21 protein-coding genes are annotated in these 24,139 nt (G+C 61.8%); 3 read left to right on the top strand and 18 right to left on the bottom strand.

What is annotated here, in order from left to right; all coding sequences use genetic code 11:
• Positions 1-8: 8 nt before the first annotated feature.
• Positions 9-842, bottom strand: coding sequence for a substrate-binding periplasmic protein (locus tag BM186_RS08450; protein ID WP_072424742.1), 834 nt, complete (start codon positions 840-842; stop codon positions 9-11).
• A 108-nt stretch (positions 843-950) separates the two neighbouring features.
• Here BM186_RS08450 and BM186_RS08445 point away from each other — a divergent pair, with 108 nt between their 5' ends.
• Positions 951-1,877, top strand: coding sequence for an alpha/beta fold hydrolase (locus tag BM186_RS08445; RefSeq protein WP_074914582.1), 927 nt, complete (start codon positions 951-953; stop codon positions 1,875-1,877).
• Positions 1,878-1,946: 69 nt separating this feature from the next.
• Here BM186_RS08445 and BM186_RS08440 read toward each other — a convergent pair whose 3' ends face one another.
• Both BM186_RS08440 and BM186_RS08435 read right to left on the bottom strand, forming a co-directional pair.
• Positions 1,947-2,876 (bottom strand): electron transfer flavoprotein subunit alpha/FixB family protein, encoded by a 930-nt coding sequence (locus BM186_RS08440; RefSeq protein ID WP_017677310.1) that lies wholly within the window; start codon positions 2,874-2,876, stop codon positions 1,947-1,949.
• Positions 2,877-3,626 (bottom strand): electron transfer flavoprotein subunit beta/FixA family protein, encoded by a 750-nt coding sequence (locus BM186_RS08435; RefSeq protein ID WP_012018936.1) that lies wholly within the window; start codon positions 3,624-3,626, stop codon positions 2,877-2,879.
• A gap of 324 nt (positions 3,627-3,950) precedes the next feature.
• Between BM186_RS08435 and BM186_RS08430 the strand changes: the two genes are divergently transcribed.
• A complete protein-coding gene (locus BM186_RS08430; protein WP_074914580.1) occupies positions 3,951-5,615 on the top strand; it encodes an electron transfer flavoprotein-ubiquinone oxidoreductase in 1,665 nt (554 codons plus the stop codon).
• A gap of 126 nt (positions 5,616-5,741) precedes the next feature.
• Here the strand turns inward: BM186_RS08430 and BM186_RS08425 are convergent, their stop codons facing one another.
• The 15 genes from BM186_RS08425 to leuC form a co-directional block, all read right to left on the bottom strand.
• Positions 5,742-6,518, bottom strand: coding sequence for an SDR family oxidoreductase (locus tag BM186_RS08425; RefSeq protein WP_074914577.1), 777 nt, complete (start codon positions 6,516-6,518; stop codon positions 5,742-5,744).
• A 2-nt stretch (positions 6,519-6,520) separates the two neighbouring features.
• A complete protein-coding gene (locus BM186_RS08420) occupies positions 6,521-7,732 on the bottom strand; it encodes an O-succinylhomoserine sulfhydrylase (protein ID WP_074914574.1) in 1,212 nt (403 codons plus the stop codon).
• Between the two features lie 53 nt (positions 7,733-7,785).
• Positions 7,786-9,294 carry an amidophosphoribosyltransferase gene (gene purF / locus BM186_RS08415; protein ID WP_003461126.1) on the bottom strand — a complete coding sequence of 503 codons (1,509 nt, stop codon included), beginning with the start codon at positions 9,292-9,294 and terminating at the stop codon, positions 7,786-7,788.
• 75 nt (positions 9,295-9,369) lie between these two features.
• On the bottom strand, positions 9,370-9,891 hold the full coding sequence (locus BM186_RS08410; protein WP_003461125.1) for a CvpA family protein: 522 nt from the start codon (positions 9,889-9,891) through the stop codon (positions 9,370-9,372).
• A gap of 86 nt (positions 9,892-9,977) precedes the next feature.
• Entirely contained in the window at positions 9,978-10,595 is a 618-nt protein-coding gene (locus BM186_RS08405; protein ID WP_074914571.1) for an SPOR domain-containing protein, read from the bottom strand.
• A 14-nt stretch (positions 10,596-10,609) separates the two neighbouring features.
• Positions 10,610-11,887, bottom strand: coding sequence for a bifunctional tetrahydrofolate synthase/dihydrofolate synthase (gene folC, locus BM186_RS08400; protein ID WP_074914568.1), 1,278 nt, complete (start codon positions 11,885-11,887; stop codon positions 10,610-10,612).
• Positions 11,884-12,768: an acetyl-CoA carboxylase, carboxyltransferase subunit beta gene (gene accD / locus BM186_RS08395; protein WP_017677314.1), complete on the bottom strand. Its 885-nt coding sequence runs from the start codon at positions 12,766-12,768 to the stop codon at positions 11,884-11,886. The genes folC and accD overlap by 4 nt, the downstream gene beginning before the upstream one ends.
• A 138-nt stretch (positions 12,769-12,906) precedes the next feature.
• Positions 12,907-13,560, bottom strand: coding sequence for a phosphoribosylanthranilate isomerase (locus BM186_RS08390; RefSeq protein ID WP_074914554.1), 654 nt, complete (start codon positions 13,558-13,560; stop codon positions 12,907-12,909).
• A gap of 24 nt (positions 13,561-13,584) precedes the next feature.
• Positions 13,585-14,448, bottom strand: a complete 864-nt coding sequence (gene truA, locus BM186_RS08385) for a tRNA pseudouridine(38-40) synthase TruA (RefSeq protein WP_045733085.1) — start codon at positions 14,446-14,448, stop codon at positions 13,585-13,587.
• Between the two features lie 7 nt (positions 14,449-14,455).
• Positions 14,456-17,272, bottom strand: a complete 2,817-nt coding sequence (locus tag BM186_RS08380) for a motility hub landmark protein FimV (protein ID WP_074914551.1) — start codon at positions 17,270-17,272, stop codon at positions 14,456-14,458.
• 154 nt (positions 17,273-17,426) lie between these two features.
• Entirely contained in the window at positions 17,427-18,437 is a 1,011-nt protein-coding gene (locus tag BM186_RS08375; RefSeq protein ID WP_074914549.1) for an aspartate-semialdehyde dehydrogenase, read from the bottom strand.
• A 133-nt stretch (positions 18,438-18,570) separates the two neighbouring features.
• Entirely contained in the window at positions 18,571-19,683 is a 1,113-nt protein-coding gene (asd, locus tag BM186_RS08370; protein ID WP_003461106.1) for an aspartate-semialdehyde dehydrogenase, read from the bottom strand.
• A 56-nt stretch (positions 19,684-19,739) separates the two neighbouring features.
• Positions 19,740-20,822, bottom strand: a complete 1,083-nt coding sequence (leuB, locus tag BM186_RS08365) for a 3-isopropylmalate dehydrogenase (protein ID WP_074914547.1) — start codon at positions 20,820-20,822, stop codon at positions 19,740-19,742.
• Positions 20,823-20,909: 87 nt separating this feature from the next.
• Positions 20,910-21,557: a 3-isopropylmalate dehydratase small subunit gene (leuD, locus tag BM186_RS08360; RefSeq protein ID WP_074914544.1), complete on the bottom strand. Its 648-nt coding sequence runs from the start codon at positions 21,555-21,557 to the stop codon at positions 20,910-20,912.
• A gap of 11 nt (positions 21,558-21,568) precedes the next feature.
• Positions 21,569-22,996 (bottom strand): 3-isopropylmalate dehydratase large subunit, encoded by a 1,428-nt coding sequence (gene leuC / locus BM186_RS08355; protein ID WP_074914543.1) that lies wholly within the window; start codon positions 22,994-22,996, stop codon positions 21,569-21,571.
• A gap of 223 nt (positions 22,997-23,219) precedes the next feature.
• Here leuC and BM186_RS08350 point away from each other — a divergent pair, with 223 nt between their 5' ends.
• Entirely contained in the window at positions 23,220-24,101 is an 882-nt protein-coding gene (locus tag BM186_RS08350) for a LysR family transcriptional regulator (protein ID WP_074914540.1), read from the top strand.
• The last annotated feature ends 38 nt before the right edge of the window (positions 24,102-24,139 follow it).

The raw sequence follows: 24,139 nt of genomic DNA, 5'->3' as shown, positions 1-24,139 counted from the left end.
AAAATTTCCTACTGAGTGACGTCGCCAACCGGGTCCGGCTGCATCTGCTGTGCCTTCCACAGTTCCAGATTGCGTTGCAGGAACTGCTCAGGCAGCCCGGCGGCGACCATTTCTGTCATCTTTCGCGCCAGCTGGCCACGTAGCCAGGGCTCGTTGCACGCCGAATTATGCGACAGGGTAAGGTAGAGGCCTTCGCTGGAAATCGGCGGATCCAGCACCTCCAGATCATCGTCCATACCCAGCGTCTCGGCGAGCGCCAAGCCTGGATAGCGCTCGTAGAGCACATAGTCGGTGCGGCCAAGCAGCAACTTCTGGAACGCCTGGGTCAAGCTGGAAACGCCCTCGAGCTTCAGGTTCTGCTTGGCGAAGGTATCGAACTGCTGACCAAAACTGTTGCCCACCAGGGTGTCGCCGGTATGCCCCTGCAGGTCGATCCAGCTGCCATAGGGAAATGCTTCGCCCTTGCGCACCCAGACCACGCTGGGCGTGTAGAAGAACGCCGGGTGCACGTAATCCATGTGTTCCAACCGCGGCAGGGTGATGAAGGCCCCAGCAAGCAGATCGACACGCCCGGTACGCACCTCATCCTGCGCTCGCGACCAGGGGCCGGTGTAGATCACGTCAACCACCACGCCGAGTTCTTTTGCTAGATGCTTGAGCAGATCGGCATTGGCGCCGATCAGCTGCTGTGGGTTCTGCGGATCACGCCAGAGATAGGGGGGATATTCCGGATTACCGGTCGCTACCAAGCGCTCGCATTTACCAACGGCCAGGGCCGCAGTTGGCATAACGACCAGGGCGCACCACAGCAACAGCGACTTAAACAGACAACGCTCAGGCATTGGCTACTCTCGGTTTATGCGTTGATTGGCAGGATGAGCTTGGCACCCCGGCATCCTCTGTGTTCATGCTAGCTTAGTGGCGCCGCCAGTTCGCGATAAGGACGCGCCATGAAAAAACTGCTGCTCGCTTTGCTGCTACTGCTTCTCGCCACCTCAGCAACGCTGTATTTCTTTCCCGCTGCTCAGTTGCTCAGCCTGCGCCTGATAGAACAACAGCGCGCCGGGCTCAGTCACGAGCGACTATCTGTCCGCGATCTTAACATCCATTACTATCAGGGAGGACCGGCGAGTGGCGAAACCCTGGTGTTGCTCCACGGTTTCGCTGCAGACAAGGATAACTGGCTGCGTTTTTCTCGCCACCTGACCAAGGACTATCGTGTCATCGCATTGGACCTGCCCGGCTTCGGCGACAGCGACCTGCCACCCGGCAGCTACGATGTCGGCACCCAGGCTGAACGGCTGGCGGATATTCTCGATGCCATGGGCATTCAGCAGGCTCATCTGCTGGGCAATTCGATGGGTGGACACATCGCCGCACTCTTCGCGGCACGCTACCCGGATCGTGTTCGTTCGCTGGCGCTATTGGCCAACGCCGGAATCGACAGCCCGCACAAGAGCGAACTGTATCGATTGCTGACCAGTGGTGCGCCCAATCCACTGGTGGTCAAGCAACCGCAGGATTTCGACAATCTGCTGCACTTCATCTTCGTCGAACCACCCTATCTGCCCGAGTCGCTCAAGCGATATCTGGGCGAGCGCTCCATGGCCAAGGCTGCGCACTATGAACGGGTATTCAAGCAATTGGTGGAGCGCGCCATCCCATTGGAGCCAGAGCTGGCGAAAATCCAGGCCCCCACTCTGCTGCTCTGGGGTAAACAGGACCGGGTGCTGGACGTATCCAGCATCGACGTCATGCAACCGCTGCTAGGCAAATCCAGCGTGGCGGTCATGGACAACGTCGGCCATGCCCCCATGCTCGAGCGCCCCGAAGAAAGCGCCCTGCTCTACCGGCAGTTTCTAGAAGGCCTGAAGTGACACCGAGCACACGCAGGCAATAAAAAACCCGCTCTGGTGAGCGGGTTTTTTCGTTGCGGAAAAAGCGGCTTAGACCGACTTCTCCAGCTCCGGTACGGCTTCGAACAGGTCGGCGACCAGGCCGTAGTCAGCCACCTGGAAGATCGGCGCCTCTTCGTCCTTGTTGATCGCAACGATCACCTTGGAGTCCTTCATACCGGCCAGGTGCTGGATCGCGCCGGAGATACCGACGGCGATGTACAGCTGCGGCGCAACGATCTTGCCGGTCTGACCGACCTGCATGTCGTTCGGCACGAAGCCGGCGTCGACGGCAGCGCGGGAAGCACCTACGGCAGCGCCCAGCTTGTCGGCCAGGGCGTACAGGTGCTTGAAGTTGTCGCCATTGCCCATGCCACGGCCGCCGGAAACGACGATCTTGGCAGCGGTCAGTTCCGGACGGTCGGACTTGGCCAGTTCTTCGCCAACGAACGCGGATTTGCCGGCGTCAGCCGGGCCGGAAACGGCTTCAACGGCAGCGCTGCCGCCTTCGGCAGCAGCCGCGTCGAAACCGGTGCTACGCACGGTGATCACCTTGATGGCAGCCGAGGACTGCACGGTCGCGATGGCGTTACCGGCATAGATCGGACGCTTGAAGGTGTCGGCGCTTTCAACGGCGATGATCTCGGAGATCTGATCGACGTCCAGAGCAGCAGCGACGCGCGGCAGGATGTTCTTGCCGTTGCTGGTCGCGGCCGCCAGGATGTGGCTGTAGCCCTTGCCGAGTTCGGCTACCAGCGGAGCGACGTTCTCCGGCAGTTGGTTGGCATAGGCAGCGTTGTCGGCAACCAGGACCTTGGCCACGCCAGCGATCTTGGCCGCGGCTTCGGCAGCAGCGCCAGCGTTGGCACCGGCTACCAGAACGTGAATGTCGCCACCGATCTTCTGTGCAGCAGCAACGGTGTTCAGGGTCGCGGCAGCCAGAGCGGCATTGGTGTGTTCAGCGATAACCAGGATAGTCATTTAGATTACCTTCGCCTCGTTCTTCAGTTTCTCGACCAGTTCAGCCACGGACTTGACCTTGATGCCAGCGCTGCGAGCAGCCGGCGCTTCGACTTTCAGGGTCTTCACGGTGGAGGCGGTGGAAACGCCCAGAGCGTCCGGAGTGACGGTTTCCAGCGGCTTCTTCTTGGCCTTCATGATGTTCGGCAGCGACGCATAGCGCGGCTCGTTCAGACGCAGGTCAGTGGTGACGATCGCCGGCAGGTTCAGCGCAACGGTCTGCAGACCGCCATCGATCTCACGGGTAACGTTGACCTTGTCGCCAGCCACTTCGACCTTGGAGGCGAAGGTGCCTTGGCCGAAGCCAGTCAGGGCGCCCAGCATCTGGCCGGTCTGGTTGTTGTCGCTGTCGATGGCCTGCTTGCCCATGATCACCAGCTGCGGCTGCTCCTTGTCGACCACTGCCTTGAGCAGCTTGGCCACGGCCAGGGAGTTCAGCTCGTCATTGGATTCGACCAGGATGGCACGGTCGGCACCCAGAGCCAGCGCGGTGCGCAGTTGCTCCTGGGCGGTAGCCGGGCCGATGGAGACGACGACGATTTCGCTCGCCACGCCTTTCTCCTTCAGGCGTACGGCTTCTTCCACGGCGATTTCGCAGAAGGGGTTCATGGACATCTTGACGTTGGCGAGGTCGACGCCGCTGTTGTCCGCCTTGACGCGAACCTTGACGTTGTAGTCAACCACTCGTTTGACAGCTACAAGAACCTTCATGGATTCCTCGTTACTCTCCGGTGAATAAGAATGTCGCCAAGGCGAGCCTGGCCGGTGATGCAAAATCGGCCGCAACCAACCTTTCAGCTCAGACGGCGAGCGCAAAACCGCCCGTATCTTGACCCCGCGGCCTGGCCCGGTCAATACAGCGAACTGGCCGGTCATCCGCGATGTAGTACGATTCTAACAGGCCTACAGAAAATTCAAACAAACGTTTGTATTGGCCCGCTGAGAGGGTGTAGATATAATGCCCACGCCGTGCTTAGGGAGCGAGCCGCGCCCTCCAACATAAAATATCGAAGAGCCTTGAGTAGGAGATAGCCTGTGGAACGCGAATTTATGGAGTTCGACGTCGTCATCGTCGGCGCCGGCCCGTCCGGACTGTCCGCCGCCTGCCGACTGAAGCAGAAAGCCGCTGAAGCGGGTCAGGAGATCAGCGTCTGCGTGGTCGAGAAAGGCTCCGAAGTTGGCGCTCACATCCTCTCTGGTGCGGTGTTCGAACCGCGCGCCCTGAACGAACTCTTCCCCGACTGGAAAGAACTCGGCGCCCCGCTGAACACCCCGGTCAAGCGCGATGACATCTATCTGCTGCGCGACGCTGACAAGGCTACCCGAATTCCTGACTTCTTTGTGCCGAAAACCATGCACAACGAAGGCAATTACATCATTTCCCTGGGCAACCTGTGCCGCTGGCTGGCCCAGCAGGCCGAGAACCTGGGCGTGGAGATCTACCCGGGCTTCGCCGCTCAGGAAGCGCTGATCGACGAGAATGGCGTGGTACGCGGCATCGTCACCGGTGACTTGGGTGTCGACCGTGAAGGCAACCCCAAGGAAGGCTACTACACCCCCGGCATGGAACTACGTGCCAAGTACACCCTGTTCGCCGAAGGCTGCCGTGGCCACATCGGCAAGCAACTGATCAAGAAATACAAGCTCGACAGCGAAGCCGACGCCCAGCACTACGGCATCGGCATCAAGGAAATCTGGGACATCGACCCGGCCAAGCATGAACAAGGCCTGGTGGTGCACACCGCCGGTTGGCCGATGGACATCATGGGCACCGACAATACCGGTGGCTCCTTCCTCTACCACCTGGAGAACAACCAGGTCGTGGTCGGTCTGATCATCGATCTGTCCTACGCCAACCCGCACCTGTCGCCGTTCGACGAATTCCAGCGCTACAAGCACCACCCGGTAATTGCCCAGTACCTGGAAGGTGGCAAGCGCGTTGCCTACGGCGCACGCGCCATCAGCAAGGGCGGCCTGAATTCGCTGCCGAAGATGGTCTTCCCGGGCGGCGCCCTGATCGGCTGCGACCTCGGCACCCTGAACTTCGCCAAGATCAAGGGCAGCCACACCGCGATGAAGTCCGGCATGCTGGCTGCCGACGCCATCGCCGAAGCCCTGGCAGCCGGCCGCGAAGGTGGCGACGAGTTGAGCAACTACGTCGATGGCTTCAAGGCCAGCTGGCTGTATGACGAACTGTTCCGCAGCCGCAACTTCGGTGCGGCCATCCACAAGTACGGCGCCATCGTCGGCGGCGGCATCAACTGGCTGGACCAGAACATCTTCGGCGGCAAGGCGCCCTTCACTCTGCACGACAACAAGCCGGATTACGCCTGCCTGAAGCCTGCAGCCGAGTGCGCGAAGATCGCCTACCCGAAACCGGACGGCAAACTGAGCTTCGACAAACTGAGCTCGGTATTCCTCTCCAACACCAACCACGAAGAAGAGCAGCCCTGCCACCTGAAGCTCACCGACCCGAGCATTCCGCTGGCGAAGAACCTGCCGCTGTACGACGAACCGGCGCAGCGCTACTGCCCGGCCGGCGTGTACGAGGTGGTGACGCAGGAAGACGGTGAGAAGAAGTTCCAGATCAACGCGCAGAACTGCGTGCACTGCAAGACCTGCGACATCAAGGACCCGGCCCAGAACATCACCTGGGTGGCGCCGGAAGGCACCGGTGGCCCGAATTACCCCAACATGTAATTCGGCCAGATATGAAAAAGGCTCCCTCGGGAGCCTTTTTCGTTTGCGTCGAATCTGTAGGAGCGAGCTCTGCTCGCGAAGGTTTCAAGACCACGTTCCGCGAGCAGAGCTCGCTGCCACAGGCATTCAATCCTGATAGATCATCTTGCGGCTCATGCCGCCGTCGATGACGAACTCCTGTCCGGTGATGAAACCGGCCGCATCGGAGAGCAGCCAGGCGACCTGCGCCGCTACATCCTCCACGGTACCCACACGGCCGACCGGATGTTGCGCATGATCGAATACCGACAGCGGCTCCAGGCGCTGCTGCGACGGGTCGCGAGAGTCGATCCAGCCTGGGCTGACGCAGTTGACACGCACCTCCGGGCCCAGACTGATCGACAGCGCGTGAGTGAGCGCAACCAACCCGCCCTTGCTCGCAGCGTACGCCTCACAATCGGCCTCGGACTGGCTGGCGCGGGTGGAGGCGATATTGACGATGGCGCCGCGATGCCCACGCAAATATGGCGCACAGTGCTTGGCCAGCAGCATGGCGCCTGTCAGGTTGACCGCCAGCAGGCGATTCCAGCGCTTGAGGTCGAGCGACTCCAGCGGCGGCGTGTGCGGATCGGAGATGGCTGCATTGCACACCAGCGCATCGAGACGCCCGAACTGGCCGAGCACCTCGGCGACGCCGACGCTTACCTGATCTTCCTTGGCCACATCCATGGCCACGAACCAGGCGTTATCACCCAAAGCACGTGCCACTCTGGAGCCACGCTCGCGGTCGACGTCGGCCAACACCACCTGCCAACCCTCGGTGATCAGCCAGGCACTGATACCCAGGCCGATCCCGCGAGCGGCTCCGGTGACCAGCGCGACACGCCCGTTGTTGGGCGTGTCATTCGTCCCCCACTCCAGCATGCTCAGAGCGCAGCCAGGCCGCGCGCCAGGTCCGCCTTGAGGTCTTCCAGCTCTTCCAGGCCCACAGCGACGCGGATCAGGTTGTCGCGAATGCCGGCGTTGGCACGCTCCTGCGGCGTCAGGCGGCCATGGGAGGTGGTAGCTGGATGGGCGACGGTGGTCTTGGTATCGCCGAGGTTGGTGGTGATGGAGATGACGCGTGTGGCATCGATCACCTTCCAGGCGGCATCACGGCCACCCCTGACCTCGAAACTGACCACGGCACCGAAGGCGCTCTGCTGCTTTTTCGCCAGTTCGTGCTGCGGATGGCTGGGCAGCCCTGCGTAATGCACGCGCTCGACCTGCGGCTGCTGCTCCAGCCACAGCGCCAACTGCAGCGCACTCTCACTCTGCGCACGCATACGGATGCGCAGGGTTTCCAGGCCCTTGACGAACATCCAGGCGTTGAACGGGCTCAGGGTGGGACCTGCGGTACGCAGGAAACCGACCACTTCCTTCATCTGCTCGCTACGCCCCGCCACCACACCGCCCAGGCCACGGCCCTGGCCGTCGATGTACTTGGTCGCCGAGTGCATGACGATATCGGCGCCAAGCTTCAGCGGCTGCTGCAGGGCCGGCGTGCAGAAGCAGTTGTCCACCGCCAGCAGCGCGCCGCGGGCATGGGCGATTTCCGCCAGTGCGGCGATATCCACCAGCTCGGCCAGCGGGTTGGACGGCGACTCGACGAACAGCAGCTTGGTATTGGGCTTGAACGCGCCCTGCCAGGCATCGAGATCGGCCAGTGGCACGTAATCCACCTCGATGCCGAAGCGCTTGAGGTACTTCTCGAACAGGCTGATGGTGGAGCCGAACACGCTGCGCGACACCAGTACGTGGTCGCCGCCGCTGCACAGGCTCATGACGATGGCGAGGATCGCCGACATGCCGGAAGCGGTCGCCACCGCCTGCTCGGCACCTTCCAGCGCGGCAATGCGCTCCTCGAAGGTACGGACGGTGGGGTTGGTGTAGCGCGAATAGACGTTGCCCGGCACTTCGCCAGCAAAACGCGCAGCGGCATCGGCAGCGGTGCGGAACACGTAACTGGACGTCAGGTACAACGCTTCGCCATGTTCGCCCTCAGGTGAACGGTGCTGACCGGCACGCACCGCCAGGGTGTCGAAGCCTACGCCATCCAGGTCGCTGTCGAGCCTGCCGGCTTCCCATTCCAGAGTCATATCGCTTCCTCACGAAAACAGCCCGGGCAGGACCGCTGCCCTGCCCGCTCGAATCAATTGTTATACAGATCGATGATCGCGCTGACTGCCTGCGACTTGACCTTGCTGGCATCGTTGCGCGCCTGCTCGATCTTGTCCAGGTATGCCTCGTCGACGTCGCCGGTGACGTACTTGCCGTCGAACACCGCGCAGTCGAAGTTGTCGATCTTGATCTTCTTGCTGCCGCTGACTGCTTCGATCAGGTCCGGCAGGTCCTGATAAACCAGCCAGTCGGCACCGATCAGCTCGCAGACCTCTTCGGTGCTGCGGCCATGTGCGATCAGCTCATGGGCGCTCGGCATGTCGATGCCGTAGACGTTCGGGTAGCGCACCGCCGGGGCTGCCGAGCAGAAGTAGACATTCTTCGCGCCGGCCTCGCGGGCCATCTGAATGATCTGCTTGCAGGTGGTGCCACGGACGATGGAGTCGTCCACCAGCATCACGTTCTTGCCGCGGAATTCCAGCTCGATGGCGTTGAGCTTCTGCCTTACGGATTTCTTGCGCGCCGCCTGGCCGGGCATGATGAAGGTACGGCCGATGTACCGATTCTTGACGAAACCTTCGCGGAATTTCACGCCCAGATGATTGGCCAGCTCCAGCGCCGCGGTACGGCTGGTGTCAGGAATCGGGATGACTACGTCGATGTCATGATCCGGACGCTCGCGCAGGATCTTGTCGGCCAGCTTCTCGCCCATGCGCAGACGCGCCTTGTACACCGAGATACCGTCCATGATCGAGTCCGGGCGCGCCAGGTAAACGTGCTCGAAGATGCAGGGCGCGTACTGCGGGTTGGCCGCGCACTGACGGGTGAACAGCTTGCCCTCTTCGGTGATGTAGACCGCCTCGCCCGGCGCCAGGTCGCGGATCAGGGTGAAGCCGAGCACGTCCAGCGACACGCTCTCGGACGCGATCATGTACTCGACGCCTTCATCGGTATGGCGCTGGCCGAAGACGATCGGACGAATGCCGTTGGGGTCGCGGAAACCGACGATGCCATAGCCGGTGATCATCGCGACGACGGCGTAACCGCCCAGGCAGCGCTCGTGCACGTGGGTGACGGCAGCGAATACATCTTCTTCGGTCGGCTGCAGCTTGCCGCGCTGGGCCAGCTCATGGGCAAACACGTTGAGCAGCACTTCCGAATCGGAATTGGTGTTCACGTGGCGCAGATCGGACTCGTAGATCTCCTTGGCCAACTGCTCGACGTTGGTCAGGTTGCCGTTGTGCGCCAGGGTGATGCCGTACGGCGAGTTGACGTAGAACGGCTGAGCTTCGGCCGAGCTGGAGCTACCAGCGGTCGGATAGCGCACATGACCGATGCCCATATGGCCAACCAGGCGCTGCATGTGACGCTGCTGGAACACGTCACGCACTAGGCCGTTGTCCTTGCGCAGGAACAGACGGCCATCATGGCTAGTGACAATACCGGCAGCATCCTGGCCGCGGTGCTGGAGGACGGTGAGCCCGTCATACAGCGCCTGATTGACGTTCGATTTACCGACGATACCGACGATGCCACACATGTGCCACGACCCCTGCTAGATAGTTCAGGCTAATTCAGCGACCGATGCAGCGGTTACTCCGCAACGGTCACTCTTTTAAAGCAGATCAGCTGGGTGAGCCGATCCACCGGTAAACCACTGATCGGACCACCCCAGAATGAGGTTCTTCGACCAGTCGGCGACCATCAGAAAATGCGGCACCAGTTGCGACTGTTGCCACCACGTATCCTGCTCCACTGGCGCCAGGCTGATCAGCCCGACCAGCAGCACCACCAACAAACCACCACGTGCGGCGCCGAATACCATGCCGAGAAAACGGTCGGTACCGGACAGGCCTGTCACGCGGATCAGCTCACCAATGAGGAAATTGACCAGAGCGCCCACCAGCAAGGTGGCGATGAAGAGAATGGCACAGGCTGCAATGACCCGCGCGGAAGGCGTTTCGATAAATTCGACGAGATGCTGGGCCAGTGCGCCACCGAACATCCAGGCGACCACACCTGCGATGATCCAGGTCAGCAGCGACAGGGCTTCCTTGACGAAGCCGCGCTTCAGACTGATCAAACTAGAAATGGCGATGACGGCGATGATCGCCCAATCGACCCAGGTGAATACCACGGTGCGGCCTACCAGCGGAAAAGGCGGAGCATTTTAGCAGAGCCCGGCGCTTCGGGTAACCAGGCGCTGCAAAGTCCCTTGCGTGCTTAGCCTGCTTCCGGCTGGAAGCGCACGACAAAACCGCTGAGTTTGTGCTGGCGGTTGAGCTGGTCACGCAGACGCTCGGCCTCGGCGCGCTCGATCAACGGCCCGACAAACACCCGATTCATGCCATCGAAAGTACGGATATAGGCGTTGTAACCCTGACTGCGCAGCGTTTTCTGCAGATTTTCTGCTCCCGCGCGACTGGACAGACTGGCCAACTGTACCGACCAGCTGATCGGCAGACTGTTGGCGTCCAGGCGGCCTTCGGGCTTGGCAGGAGCAGCGCTCGCCGCCTGTTCGGTCTTGACCGGATCGGGCTTGTTCTGCTGCGCGACAGGCGGCGGGGTCGGCTTGGGCTGCTCAGGCACCTCGACGATCTGAGGCTCCACCTCTTCGACGGGAACCGGCTCCTGCGGCAACTCCTCGGGCTCGACGACCTCGGCAGGCTGCACGATGATCTCGGCAGCAGCCGGCGCTTGCGGCATGGCCGGCGCATCCACTACCACGCGGCGCATCTCATCCTCGCGCGACAGCAGCATAGGCAGGAAAATCACCGCCAGCGCCACCAGCACCAGAGCACCGACCATGCGCTGCTTGAGCCCACTGTCCAGCATTGCCATCCCCAATCCCCTTATCAAGCCGGGCGGGCCAACCAATCCAGGGCCTCGGCCACGCAGAAAAACGATCCGAACAACAGTATCTCGTCACCCTCTGCCGCCTGCTCGCACTGCGCATCGAGCGCGGTACGCACATCCGGGTACTGCACCACCACCGCGCCCTGCCCCCGCAGGTGCTCGGCCAGATCATCGGCAGAGCGTGACCGCGGCGTATCCAGCGGCGCCACGGCCCAACCAGCAACCAGACTCAGAAGCGGCGACACCACGCCGGGCAGGTCCTTGTCGGCCAACAAACCGAACACCGCCCAACGCTGCCCGACCAACGGGCAACTCTCCAGGCGCTGCGCCAGATAATCGGCGGCATGGGGATTATGCCCAACATCGAGCAACAGTGTGAGTGACTTGCCTCGCCAATCCAGCGCACGACGATCCAGACGCCCGGTTACCCGCGTGGCGAGCAGGGCCTGAACGATCTGCTGGTGATTCCACGGCAGCGGCAGAAGCGCATAGGCCTGCAACGCCAGCGCCGCGTTTTCCATTGGCAGATCAAGAAGAGGCAGCTGCTCCAGCCGCAGCACCTGGCCTTTTGCATCGAGGCCATACCAGGACCAGTCCTGCGCCTGCACATTCAGATCATAGTCACGACCACGCAGGAACAACGGCGTGTCCAAAGACACCGCCTGCTCCAGCAAGGGCTGCGGCGGGTCGAGATCACCGCAAAATGCGGGCATGCCAGCGCGCATGATCCCGGCCTTTTCGAAGGCGACCGATTCACGGGTATCGCCCAGCCAGTCAGCATGATCTAGGCCAATGCTGGTGATCAGGGCCAGATCGGCATCGACCAGGTTCACCGCATCCAGGCGCCCACCGAGGCCAACTTCAAGCACCACGGCATCCAGCTGAGCACGCTCGAACAGCCAGAAGGCCGCCAGCGTACCCATCTCGAAATAGGTCAGGGAAATTTCACCACGCGCGGCCTCGACCGCCGCGAAAGCCTGACACAGCTCTTCATCGCTCGCCTCGCGCCCATCAAGCAACACACGCTCGTTGTAACGCAGCAGGTGCGGTGAACTGTAGACACCGACGCGCTGCCCCTGGGCTGCGATCAGGCTGGCGAGAAAGGCGCAGGTAGAACCCTTGCCATTGGTACCGGTGACGGTAACCACCAATGGCGCAGGTTTGCCCAGGCCGAGCCGCTGCGCCACCTCACGCGAGCGCTCCAGCCCCATGTCGATGGCCGACGGATGCAACTGCTCGAGGTAGGCGAGCCACTCGCCCAGGCTACGTTCGGTCATGCAGTGGCCGGCAGGGAAACCGGAGAGGGACGATGCATCATTTGCGCAAGCAGACGCGCCAGGCGCGGACGCAGTTCATTGCGCGAAATGATCATGTCGATGGCACCATGCTCCAGCAGGAACTCGCTACGCTGGAAGCCTTCCGGCAATTTCTCGCGCACGGTCTGCTCGATCACGCGCGGACCGGCGAAGCCGATGAGAGCCTTCGGCTCTGCCACGATCACGTCGCCGAGCATCGCCAGGCTGGCGGAAACGCCGCCGTAGACCGGATCAGTCAACACGGAGATGAACGGCAGGCCTTCTTCACGCAGGCGCGCCAGGGCGGCCGAAGTCTTGGCCATCTGCATCAGCGAGATCAGCGCTTCCTGCATGCGCGCACCACCGGAAGCGGAGAAGCACACCAGCGGACAGCGTTTTTCCAGCGCGACATTGGCCGCCTGAACGAAACGCTCGCCAACGATGGCGCCCATGGAGCCACCCATGAAGGAGAACTCGAAGGCGCAAACGGCGATCGGCATACCTTCGAGGGTGCCGCTCATGGAGATCAGCGCGTCTTTCTCGCCAGTCTGCTTCTGCGCACCAGCCAGACGATCCTTGTATTTCTTGCTGTCGCGGAATTTCAGGCGGTCGACCGGCTCGAGATCGGCACCGATCTCCTCGCGCCCCTCGGCATCGAGGAAGAGGTCGATACGCGCACGAGCGCCGATACGCATGTGGTGATTGCACTTGGGGCAGACATCGAGTGTCTTTTCCAGCTCAGGACGGTAGAGCACGGCATCACAGGACGGACATTTGTGCCACAGGCCCTCGGGCACAGAGCTCTTCTTCACCTCGGAACGCATGATCGAGGGAATGAGTTTGTCTACCAACCAGTTGCTCATGCTGTCATTTCTCCATAACCGTTGGTTCGGATGAACGCCTCATCGTGAAACGCCCATCTCCAGCAATTCTTTTCTGCCGCACCCAGCGCCCGTCGAAACGAGCCAGGGCGGCGTGACAGGCTAATTGACGGCCCTGCTTCAATCGCCGTCACATCGAGCATCACGCACTGCCCGCACGAATGCACGAATCTTGCCTGCATCCTTTATGCCTTTACTGGCCTCTACCCCACCGCTGACATCCACGGCATAGGGCCGCACCTGGCGAATAGCCGTCGCGACATTGCCTGCATCCAGGCCACCGGCCAGGATGATTGGCTTGGCGACATCTTCAGGCACCAGCGACCAATCGAACGAAGCGCCCGTACCACCCGGCACGCCCTCGACGAAGGTATCCAGCAGAATACCCTGCGCACCAGCGTAGGGCGCCATGGCGGCCGCCACATCCTCACCAGGGCGAACCCGCAGCGCCTTGATATAGGGGCGGCCATGGCCTTCACAGTCGGCCGGCGACTCATCACCGTGAAACTGCAGCAGATCCAGCGGCAGGCGCTGCAACAACTGTTGCAGCTCGTCGCGCGGCATGTCGACGAATAGCCCGACACTGGTCACGAACGGCGGTAACGCCTGCAGGATAGCTGCGGCCTGCTCGATGCTGACTGCTCGCGGGCTTTTCCCGTAGAACACCAGACCAATGGCGTCGGCTCCCGCTTCCACCGCTGCCAGAGCATCCTCGATGCGGGTGATCCCGCAAATCTTGCTACGTACGACCGTCACGTTCATACCTCTCGCCATCCGGGCTCGGATGGTAACAAAGGGTTATGGCTGTCGCACGTCCGGCAGACCGGAGAGAAAATGCGGCCCGAGATAGCGCTGTGGCAATTCGAACTCCTCCGGGTAATCGACCTGTATCAGGTATAGACCGTAGGGGTGCGCCGTCACTCCCCCACTATGTCGATCGCCCCGCTCGAGCACCTCGCGCGCCCATTCCGGCGGCCGCTCGCCCGCACCAATGGTCATCAACACACCGGCGATGTTACGCACCATATGATGCAGAAAAGCATTGGCGCGGATATCCAGCACGATGAAGCGGCCATGCTCGATCAGTTGCAGGTGGTGCACGGTCTTGATCGGTGACTTGGCCTGGCAGCGCGTGGCCCGGAAGGCGCTGAAATCATGGGTGCCGACCAGCGCCTGGGCCGCTTCACGCATGCGCGCCACATTCAGCGGCCGATGATTCCAGGTGACTTCCTCGGCCATGTGCGCCGGGCGAATCGGATCGTTGTAGATCACGTAGCGGTAGCGTCGCGCCATGGCCGAGAAGCGTGCATGAAAGTGCGCCGGCATCACCTTCGCCCAGGTCACGCTGATGTCACCGGGCAAATTCATGTTGGCGCCCATGATCCACGCATGCAGAGAACGCTCGACAGTGGTATCGAAATGCACCACCTGACCACTGGAGTGCACAGAAGCATCGGTACGCCCTGCGCACAGAATGCTGACCGGGGCACCACCGGCGACCTTGGACAAGGCATTTTCCAGGTGCCCCTGGATCGACGGAACATTCGCGCCCTGGCGCTGGAACCCGCGATAACGTGCGCCCTTGTATTCGAGGCCCAGGGCGATTCTGAAAAAGCCAGCGGCCGCCATTTCGGCGGCCGCTACAGGTACTGCGTCAGACATCTATCAATCAAACCATCTTGGCAATCATCTCGCGAGCTTCTTGCTGCTGGGCATCGCTGCCTTCGGCAATCACTTCATCAAGAATGTCGCGCGCACCTTCGGTGTCACCCATGTCGATATAAGCCCGAGCCAGATCCAGCTTGGTCGCGGTTTCATCGGTGCCGGACAGGAAGTCGAAGTCATCATCGCCGTCCAGATCACTGGACAGGCTGTTGGCCGGCGCCAGCGGAGCTGCTTGCGGCTCTTCGAAGTCAGTCGACAGCTGATCCAGCTCGGCGGTCACTTCATCCAGCTGCGCGGCAAAGCTGTCGGATGCAACAGCCGGCTGAACCGGAGTCTCGTCTTCGAGCGAGAGATCGAAGTCAGCCGGCAGATCGAGATTGGCAGATGGCGCTTCTTCAGCCAGATCGAGGCTCAGATCGGAAAGATCGTCGGCCGGCTGGTTCAGCGGTGCATTGTCATCGAGGCTCAGCAGGAAATCATCAGCTTCATCGCTGACTGCCGGAGTCGTCTCGTCCAGATCCAGGCTGAACGCGGACAGATCGTCGGCCGGCTGGGATAGCTCAACCTTGTCATCATCCAGGGCGAGATCGAAGCCCAGATCGTCGTCGGCAGAAGCTGCCGGCGCGGCAGGCTCATCGACCAGACCGAAGTCCAGATCATCATCCAACGACAACGGCGCTTGCTCAGCCTTGGCCGACTGAACATCGCTCTCCAGATCGGCCTCCAGGTCGTCGAGGCTCAGATCGAAGGCATCATCCAGATCACCGCTGGTGGAAGCAGGCGCTTCTGCGGTCGGCTCATCCAGGCTGAGGTCGTCCAGACTGAAGTCGCCCATGTCGTCATCGACGGAGGCAGCGGCAGCTGCGGCACCCGCACCTGCGAAGGCTGCGATCGCTGGATACTTGGACTTCAGCTGCTCAGCTTCGGCATTCACCCCGCCGATCTCGCGCAGCTCGTTATCCTGACGGGCAAAGCCTTCGCGGTCACCCAGCTCGGCGTAGACTTCCATCAGCTTCAGACGCAGATCGGCACGGTGTGGCTCGTCATTGATCGCGTTCTGCAGCAGCTCGGCCGCCTGATTGAAGCGCCCGTAAGCAATGTAGATATCAGCCTCGCCCAATGCGTCGCCAGTCTGCGCCGTGACACGTTCCTCGCCAGCGGCCTGGGCGGCCTGGACAGGCTCGTCGTCGAGGCCAGCGAAACTGTCTTCAGGCATATCCAAATCGGAGGCGAACGCCTGCTCCTGAGACAGGTCGTCAGCCAGTTCATCTTGCAGCTCGGACTCTTTCTGGGCGTTGCGGCGCGACAGCGCCATCAGGCCGATCAACAGAAGCAGAAGCGCCCCACCACCGGCCAGCCCCAGCGTCATCGGGTTAGCCATCAGGTCATCGATAAAGCCCTGTGGGGCCGGTGCAGGCGCAGGAGCAGGTGTAGCAGGTTTGGCTGCTTCGGCCGGCTTGGCCGGGGTGGCTGGTTCAACGGCAGCAGCCGGCTCACTGGCCGGCTGTTGGGTTGCGGCGGCGCTGTCCTCGACAGGCGCAGCCGGTTCCTCGGAATAGTTGTAGTCGGGCGCCGCCTCCTCAGGCGGCGTAGTCGGCGGCGTGGCCGCCTCCACAGCGGGCGGTGCGGCCTCAGGCTCTACTGCCGGAGTTTCCGCAGGCGGTTCTTCCGTTGCAGCGGGCGTTGCGGGTGCTGCCGACAGGTCGGCCTGCAGCTTGGCCAACTGGCTGTCCTTCAGCTCCACCAGACGCTGCAGCTTGTCCAGTTGACTTTGCAGGTCACCTACACGGCTCTGCAGCTCGGCGTTCTCGCGACGAGTCGAATCCAGACTTTCCTGAGTCACTGCCAGCTTGTCGGCCAGCGCCTTGCTGCCAGCCGCACCGGTATCGCTACCGCGAGTGGACTGACCCGCTTCAGCAGCGACCAGCTTCAGGCTATCACCCGCCTCTGCAGTCGCCGGCGCAGCACCCGCTGTGGTGCGGCGAGTGGCATCCAGCTGACGCGAAGCGACAGCACGGCCTTCACGCCAGGCGGCATTCTGCTCGGCAACCTGAGCGATCGCCTCGGCATTGCTGCGGCTGCGAATCTGCTGTTCGTCCGGCAGACGAAGCACCTGACCGCTCTTCATACGGTTGATATTGCCACCGATGAAGGCATCCGGATTCAGATCCTGAATAGCCAGCATGGTCTGATTGACCGAACCACCACCGACACGCTGGGCGATTTCCCAGAGCGTATCGTTGGCAGTGGTTCTGTATTCGTTACCGGAAATGGCGCGCGACGCGGGTGCCGGCGCTGCAGGACGCGGAGCCGCAGCAGGTGCAGCGCTGGCTGGCGCAGTGGCAGGCGCGGCAGCTGGGCGTGGCGAAGGCGCAGCAACTGGCAACTGCGGGGCAGCAGCTACGGACGGTTGCGGCGAGTAAAGTGGCGGATCGAGCAGCAAGGTGTATTCACGCAGCAAGCGTCCGTTCGGCCAGAGCACTTCAACCAGGAAGTTGAGGTAAGGCTCACGCACGGTCTTGCTCGAGGTGATGCGGATAACGCTCTTGCCGTTGGGCTTCAATACCGGGGTGAACTTGAGATCGGTCAAAAAGTACTGACGATCGACACCGGCTTTGATGAACTCCTCAGGGGACGCGAGACTGGGAATCACCTCATTGGAAGCAAGATCGCGTACCTCCAGCAATTCGATTTCCGCTACCAGCGGCTGATTCAGCGACGATTGCAGGGTAACCTCACCCAACCCCAGCGCATGCGCCATACCGGAAGACAGCGCGGAAGCGGCTGCGATTGCCAGCACCAGTTTGCGAACCCGAACCATAGCGTTATCCCTTGTTTTATCTTTTTCTCGGCATGCGAGAGGGTCTTGAGAATTGCTGCCTGCCTCCGCTCCACGAGCGGCTCCCCATTCAGCAATCAACTCAGCCAGTATTGCCAAGCTAGAAAGATTCTTCAAATTTCTAGGTAAGTATCTTTTACAGATAGTGTTTTATCAATAACTCAGCTATCTGCACAGCGTTCAGCGCGGCGCCTTTTCTTACATTATCAGACGCAATCCACAAATTGAGTTGCCTTGGATCGCTCACGCCACGCCGGACACGGCCCACGTAGATCTGATCCTGCCCCACCGCATCGCCCACTGCAGTCGGGTAATCGCCGGCCTCTACCAACTCGATGCCTTGCTCGACCTCGAGCAACTGCCGCACTGCACTGATATCGATATCCGAATCAGCATACACGCCCAGTGCGAGACTATCGCCAAAGAACACCGGCACCAAGGCGCAGGTAGCTGCTACCGGAAGCTCGGGCAGACTCAATAATTGCTGAATCTCGGCCGCCAGACGCTTCTCCAATTGAGCATGCCCATGATCATCCACCTCGCCGACCTGCGCCAGCAGGTTGAACGCGACCTGTCGATCCACCGTCTTGGGCTCCAGCGGGCGCCCGTTGAGCAGCTCGGCGGTCTGCCGCGCCAACTCCTGCACACCACTGCGCCCCAGAGTGGAGATCGACAGCATGGCAGTCACCTGCAGCTGCTGAGGCATCAGTACAGGCCTCAGCGTCGCCAGCACCAGCGCACAGGCAACCGCCGAAGGTGTCGGCGCACTGACGCACCACGGCTTGGTCAATGCCGGCAGCCCCGCAGCGCCAAGCTCGGGCAATACGCATGGCGCTTGCTCCAGCGAAAAAGCAGCGCTCAGGTCTATGACCGAGCAACCGGCTGCGACCACGCGCTCATGATGGCTGCGCGTCACGTCAGAGCCCGCAGCAAAGAACGCCAGTTGCACCTGAGTGAAATCGAAGGCATCCAGTGACCTGACCCGCACCTGCCGACCACGGAAAGAAAGACTCTGCCCAGCCGACTCGCTGCTGGCCAGTAGATGCAGATCCTTCACCGGAAACTCACGCTCTTCGAGCAATTCGACCAGCGCTTCACCGACGTTGCTGGTGGCGCCGATCAGGGCGACATTGATGGACTGACTCATGAGCTGACCTACGACACAGAAGGAGCGGCACTGTAACTGCGGCCCATCGCCCAGGCAATCGCCCCCCAGAAAGCACAAAGCCCCTCTGCCGAGACAGAAGGGCTTTGTTTGATGCTGGATACCGGCTTCGCGCTTAGCGCTCCAGCAGGATCCGCAGCATGCGACGCAGAGGTTCGGCAGCGCCCCACAGCAGCTGGTCACCGACGGTGAACGCACCCAGGTACTGCGAACCCATGTTGAGCTTGCGCAGACGACCGACCGGAACGCTCAGGGTACCGGTCACGGCAGTCGGGCCGAGGTCGCGGATGGAATCTTCGCGGTGGTTCGGCACCAGCTTGACCCAGGGATTGTGCTGGCTGATCAGGCCTTCGATATCGGCCATCGGCACATCCTTGTTCAGCTTGATGGTCAATGCCTGGCTGTGGCAGCGCATGGCACCGATGCGCACGCAAATGCCATCGACCGGGATCGGGTTCTTGAAACGACCGAGAATCTTGTTGGTTTCGGCCTGAGCCTTCCACTCTTCACGGCTCTGCCCGTTCGGCAGTTCCTTGTCGATGTAGGGGATCAGGCTGCCAGCCAGCGGCACACCGAAGTTGTCGACCGGGAAGCCTTCGCCACGCATGGCCTCGGCCACCTTGCGGTCGATGTCGAGGATGGCGCTGGCCGGGTCGGCCAGTTCATCGGCGACAGCGCCGTTGATTGCGCCCATCTGCTTGATCAGTTCACGCATGTTCTGCGCGCCAGCACCGGAAGCAGCCTGGTAGGTCATGGCACTCATCCACTCCACCAGACCAGCCTCGTACAGACCACCGAGCGCCATCAGCATCAGGCTGACGGTGCAGTTGCCGCCGATGTAGTTCTTGGTGCCGGCGTCCAGCGCCTGGTCGATCACCTTGCGGTTGACCGGGTCGAGCACGATCACCGAGTCGTCATCCATACGCAGGCTAGAGGCCGCGTCGATCCAGTAGCCCTGCCAGCCAGCTTCACGCAGCTTGGGGAATACTTCATTGGTGTAGTCGCCGCCCTGGCAGGTCAGGATCACGTCCAGGCCCTTGAGGTCGTCAATGCTGTAGGCATCTTTCAGCGCAGCGATGTCCTTGCCAATGGCAGGGCCTTGGCCACCGACATTGGAAGTGGTGAAGAACACCGGCTCGATCAGGTCGAAGTCCCGCTCTTCCAGCATGCGCTGCATGAGCACGGAACCGACCATGCCACGCCAACCGATCAGACCTACACGTTTCATAACGACTACACCTATATAAACAGCCCGCCGGAACCACCCCGGCGGGGCTGGGAAGATTACAGACTACGCAGCGCTTCGACTACTGCATCACCCATGGCAGCGGTACCGACCTTGGTCTTGCCCTCGGACCAGATGTCACCGGTACGCAGGCCCTGATCCAGCACCAGGCTCACCGCTTTCTCGATGGCATCGGCGGCAGCGACCTGGCCGAAGCTGTAACGCAACATCATGGACACCGAGAGAATGGTAGCTAGCGGGTTGGCGATGCCCTTGCCGGCGATGTCCGGCGCGGAGCCATGGCAAGGCTCGTACATGCCCTTGTTGTTGGCGTCCAAGGATGCCGACGGCAGCATGCCGATGGAACCAGTGAGCATCGAAGCTTCGTCAGACAAAATGTCACCAAACATGTTGTCGGTGACCATCACGTCGAATTGCTTGGGCGCACGCACCAGTTGCATGGCGGCGTTGTCGACGTACATGTGGCTCAGTTCGACGTCCGGGTAGTCCTTGGCCACTTCCTCGACTACGGCGCGCCACAGCTGGCTGGAGGCCAGGACGTTGGCCTTGTCCACCGAACACAGCTTCTTGCCGCGCACGCGCGCCATATCGAAGCCGACCTTGGCGATGCGGCGGATTTCGCTCTCGCTGTACGGCAGAGTGTCATAGGCCATGCGCTCGCCGTTTTCCAGCACCTTGCTTTCGCGCGGCTGGCCGAAGTAGATGCCGCCGGTCAGCTCACGGACGATGAGGATATCCAGGCCAGCAACCACTTCCGGCTTGAGGCTGGAGGCCTCGGCCAATTGCGGGTAGAGGATGGCCGGACGCAGGTTGCCGAACAGGCCCAGTTGCGAACGGATCTTCAGCAGGCCGCGCTCCGGGCGGATGGCCGGATCGATGGTATCCCACTTCGGCCCGCCTACGGCGCCGAGCAGCACGGCATCAGCGGCTCGGGCGCGCGCCAGAGTCTCGTCGGCCAGCGGCACGCCATAGCGGTCGATGGCGGCGCCGCCCAGGTCATCGAAGCTCAGTTCAAAACCCAGGGCGTACTTGTCGTTGGCCAGGTTCAGCACCTTGACCGCCTCGGCCATGATTTCCGGGCCGATACCGTCGCCAGGGAGAACCAGAATCTGCTTGCTCATTGCATCCTCATCAAACCGTAGGGTGCGCCGTGCGCACCACTTAAATAGTCTTAAATCAGGTGCGCACAGCGCACCCTATCGAACGCCTTACTTGATTGCGCCGAACAGCCAGGGGCTGCTCTGCTGATAACCGACCTCGAACGCCTTGATCGCGTCCTGATCCTGCAGGGTCAGACCGATGTCGTCCAGGCCGTTGAGCAGGCAGTGCTTGCGGAAGGCATCGACCTCGAAGCTGTACTGCACACCATCGGGGCGAGTCACGGTCTGCGCCTGGAGGTCGACGGTCAGTTGATAACCCTCGGTGGCCTCGGCCTGCTCGAACAGTGCATCGACTTCTTCGTCCTTGAGGACGATCGGCAGCAGGCCGTTCTTGAAGCTGTTATTGAAGAAGATGTCGGCGAAGCTCGGCGCGATCACCGTGCGGAAACCGTACTCGTCCAGCGCCCACGGCGCGTGCTCGCGCGAAGAGCCGCAGCCGAAGTTCTCACGGGCCAGCAGCACGCTGGCGCCCTGGTAGCGCGGGAAGTTGAGCACGAAATCCTTGTTGATCGGACGCTTGGAGTTGTCCTGGTTCGGCTGACCGATGTCCAGATAGCGCCACTCGTCGAACAGGTTGGGGCCAAAGCCGGTGCGCTTGATCGACTTCAAGAACTGCTTGGGAATGATCTGGTCGGTGTCGACGTTGGCGCGATCGAGCGGGCAGACCAGGCCGGTGTGTTGGGTGAAGGCTTTCATCATCTAACTCCTCAGGCCTGGATCAATTCGCGAACGTCGATGAAACGACCGGTCACTGCCGCAGCGGCAGCCATGGCCGGGCTCACCAGGTGGGTACGGCCACCGGCGCCCTGACGACCTTCGAAGTTGCGGTTGGAGGTCGAGGCGCAATGCTCGCCGCTGCCCAGCTTGTCCGGGTTCATCGCCAGACACATGGAGCAGCCCGGCTCACGCCATTCGAAACCGGCCTCGATGAAGATCTTGTCCAGCCCCTCGGCCTCGGCCTGCTGTTTCACCAGGCCAGAACCCGGCACCACCATGGCTTGCTTGATGGTACTGGCGACCTTGCGCCCCTTGGCCACCTCGGCGGCAGCGCGCAGGTCCTCGATACGCGAATTGGTGCAGGAGCCGATGAACACGCGATCGAGCTGGATATCGGTGATCGGCTGATTGGCGCTCAGGCCCATGTACTTGAGTGCGCGGATGATCGAATCCTTCTTCACCGGGTCGGCCTCGGCAGCCGGGTCCGGCACGTTCTGGTCAACGGCCAGGACCATCTCCGGCGAGGTGCCCCAGCTCACCTGCGGCTTGATATCTTCGGCACGCAGCTCGACCACAGTGTCGAACACCGCATCGGCGTCGGACACCAGGTTCTGCCACTGCGCCACGGCCTTGTCCCAGTCGCTGCCCTTGGGCGCGAACGGACGATCCTTGACGTAGGCGATGGTTTTCTCGTCCACCGCCACCAGACCCACACGGGCGCCAGCCTCGATGGACATGTTGCAGATGGTCATGCGCCCTTCCAGCGACAGATCGCGAATCGCGCTGCCGGCGAATTCCAGCGCATGGCCGTTGCCGCCAGCGGTGCCGATCTTGCCAATCACGGCCAGCACGATGTCCTTGGCGGTGACGCCGAACGGCAATTTGCCTTCGACGCGCACCTGCATGTTCTTCATCTTCTTGGCCACCAGGCACTGGGTGGCGAGCACGTGCTCGACCTCGGAAGTGCCGATGCCATGGGCCAGCGCGCCGAAGGCGCCATGGGTGGAGGTGTGCGAGTCGCCGCAAACCACGGTCATGCCCGGCAAGGTAGCGCCCTGCTCCGGCCCGACCACGTGGACGATGCCCTGGCGCACGTCGTTCATCTTGAACTCGAGAATGCCGAAGTCATCGCAGTTCTCGTCCAGGGTCTGCACCTGGATACGCGAGACTTCGTCGGCGATGGCCTCGAGGCCACCCTGACGCTCGGCCTTGGTGGTCGGCACGTTGTGATCCGGGGTGGCGATGTTGGCGTCGATGCGCCACGGCTTACGCCCGGCCAGACGCAGCCCCTCGAAGGCCTGTGGCGAGGTCACCTCATGGAGGATGTGACGATCGATGTAGATCAGCGAGGAACCGTCGTCGCGACGTTTCACTTCGTGCATTTCCCAGAGCTTGTCGTAGAGCGTCTTGCCAGTCATCAGCCTTACCTCATCAGCGCCTTTTGAGCACATCCGGAAACTGCCTGCGTTATCACCGCCCGGCGTCAGAAGTGCACCTTTCTATGCCTGGGCGAAAATGGCCCTTCGGCTTATGGGGAGAATGCTATTGCCAGGCACGAAATAACTCAAATTCATATTTTTTATTCAAAGGATTCCGAAGAGGAATGTATGCTCAACGCATCATTACTTACCGGAGCGTTCCATGGATCTGGCCAACCTCAATGCCTTCATCGCCATTGCCGAAACCGGCAGCTTTTCCGAAGCCGGCGAGCGCCTGCACCTGACCCAGCCAGCCGTAAGCAAGCGCATCGCCGGCCTGGAACAGCAACTGGGCGTGCGCCTGTTCGACCGCCTCGGCCGCGAAATTGGCCTGACCCAGGCCGGCCGCGCCCTGCTGCCGCGCGCCTACCAGATCCTCAACGTACTGGACGATACCCGTCGCGCGCTGACCAACCTGTCCGGCGAAGTCAGCGGCCGCCTGACCCTGGCTACCAGCCACCACATCGGCCTGCACCGCCTGCCCGCCCTGTTGCGCGCCTTTACCCGCGCCCACCCGCAGGTGGCGCTGGATATCCAGTTCCTCGACTCGGAGGTCGCGTACGAAGAAGTGCTGCATGGTCGCGCCGAGCTGGCGGTGATTACCCTCGCCCCGGAAACTCGTGAGCCGATCCGTGCCGTCGCCGTGTGGGACGATCCGCTGGATTTCGTCGCCGCACCGGAACACCCGCTGGCCCGCAGCCAGGTGATCAACCTGGCCGACGTGGCGCAGCATCCTGCGGTCTTCCCCGGCGGCAACACCTTCACCCATCACATCGTGCAGCGCCTGTTCGAGGCCCAGGGCCTGACGCCCAACATCGCCATGAGCACCAACTACCTGGAAACCATCAAGATGATGGTGTCCATCGGCCTGGCCTGGAGCGTGCTACCGCGCACCATGCTCGACGAGCAGGTCGCGCGCCTGCCGATACCGGGCATCCAGCTGACCCGCCAGTTGGGCTACATCCTGCATACCGAGCGCACCCTGTCGAATGCCGCACGGGCATTCATGGATCTGCTCGACAGCCAGCGCGATGATCTTGCATAGGCATCCGAACTGAGACTAACGTGGCGACATAACGACAA

Origin of the sequence: Ectopseudomonas toyotomiensis (assembly GCF_900115695.1) — a bacterium.
Lineage (GTDB): Bacteria > Pseudomonadota > Gammaproteobacteria > Pseudomonadales > Pseudomonadaceae > Aquipseudomonas > Aquipseudomonas toyotomiensis.
Note: the sequence above shows the minus strand (reverse complement) of the source record. Positions and strands in the feature narration are given on the sequence as shown.

What these genes read in the sequence shown, in the direction of transcription:
- BM186_RS08450 (WP_072424742.1), bottom strand. Translation starts at nt 842, where the DNA reads ATGCCTGAGCGTTGTCTGTTTAAGTCGCTGTTGCTGTGGTGCGCCCTG.
- BM186_RS08380 (WP_074914551.1), bottom strand. Translation starts at nt 17,272, where the DNA reads ATGGTTCGGGTTCGCAAACTGGTGCTGGCAATCGCAGCCGCTTCCGCG.
- folC (WP_074914568.1), bottom strand. Translation starts at nt 11,887, where the DNA reads ATGACCGAACGTAGCCTGGGCGAGTGGCTCGCCTACCTCGAGCAGTTG.
- BM186_RS08420 (WP_074914574.1), bottom strand. Translation starts at nt 7,732, where the DNA reads ATGACTCTGGAATGGGAAGCCGGCAGGCTCGACAGCGACCTGGATGGC.
- BM186_RS08440 (WP_017677310.1), bottom strand. Translation starts at nt 2,876, where the DNA reads ATGACTATCCTGGTTATCGCTGAACACACCAATGCCGCTCTGGCTGCC.
- purF (WP_003461126.1), bottom strand. Translation starts at nt 9,294, where the DNA reads ATGTGTGGCATCGTCGGTATCGTCGGTAAATCGAACGTCAATCAGGCG.
- leuD (WP_074914544.1), bottom strand. Translation starts at nt 21,557, where the DNA reads ATGAAAGCCTTCACCCAACACACCGGCCTGGTCTGCCCGCTCGATCGC.
- BM186_RS08350 (WP_074914540.1), top strand. Translation starts at nt 23,220, where the DNA reads ATGGATCTGGCCAACCTCAATGCCTTCATCGCCATTGCCGAAACCGGC.
- leuC (WP_074914543.1), bottom strand. Translation starts at nt 22,996, where the DNA reads ATGACTGGCAAGACGCTCTACGACAAGCTCTGGGAAATGCACGAAGTG.
- BM186_RS08390 (WP_074914554.1), bottom strand. Translation starts at nt 13,560, where the DNA reads ATGGCGAGAGGTATGAACGTGACGGTCGTACGTAGCAAGATTTGCGGG.
- BM186_RS08375 (WP_074914549.1), bottom strand. Translation starts at nt 18,437, where the DNA reads ATGAGTCAGTCCATCAATGTCGCCCTGATCGGCGCCACCAGCAACGTC.
- BM186_RS08405 (WP_074914571.1), bottom strand. Translation starts at nt 10,595, where the DNA reads ATGGCAATGCTGGACAGTGGGCTCAAGCAGCGCATGGTCGGTGCTCTG.
- accD (WP_017677314.1), bottom strand. Translation starts at nt 12,768, where the DNA reads ATGAGCAACTGGTTGGTAGACAAACTCATTCCCTCGATCATGCGTTCC.
- truA (WP_045733085.1), bottom strand. Translation starts at nt 14,448, where the DNA reads ATGTCTGACGCAGTACCTGTAGCGGCCGCCGAAATGGCGGCCGCTGGC.
- BM186_RS08435 (WP_012018936.1), bottom strand. Translation starts at nt 3,626, where the DNA reads ATGAAGGTTCTTGTAGCTGTCAAACGAGTGGTTGACTACAACGTCAAG.
- asd (WP_003461106.1), bottom strand. Translation starts at nt 19,683, where the DNA reads ATGAAACGTGTAGGTCTGATCGGTTGGCGTGGCATGGTCGGTTCCGTG.
- leuB (WP_074914547.1), bottom strand. Translation starts at nt 20,822, where the DNA reads ATGAGCAAGCAGATTCTGGTTCTCCCTGGCGACGGTATCGGCCCGGAA.
- BM186_RS08425 (WP_074914577.1), bottom strand. Translation starts at nt 6,518, where the DNA reads ATGCTGGAGTGGGGGACGAATGACACGCCCAACAACGGGCGTGTCGCG.
- BM186_RS08445 (WP_074914582.1), top strand. Translation starts at nt 951, where the DNA reads ATGAAAAAACTGCTGCTCGCTTTGCTGCTACTGCTTCTCGCCACCTCA.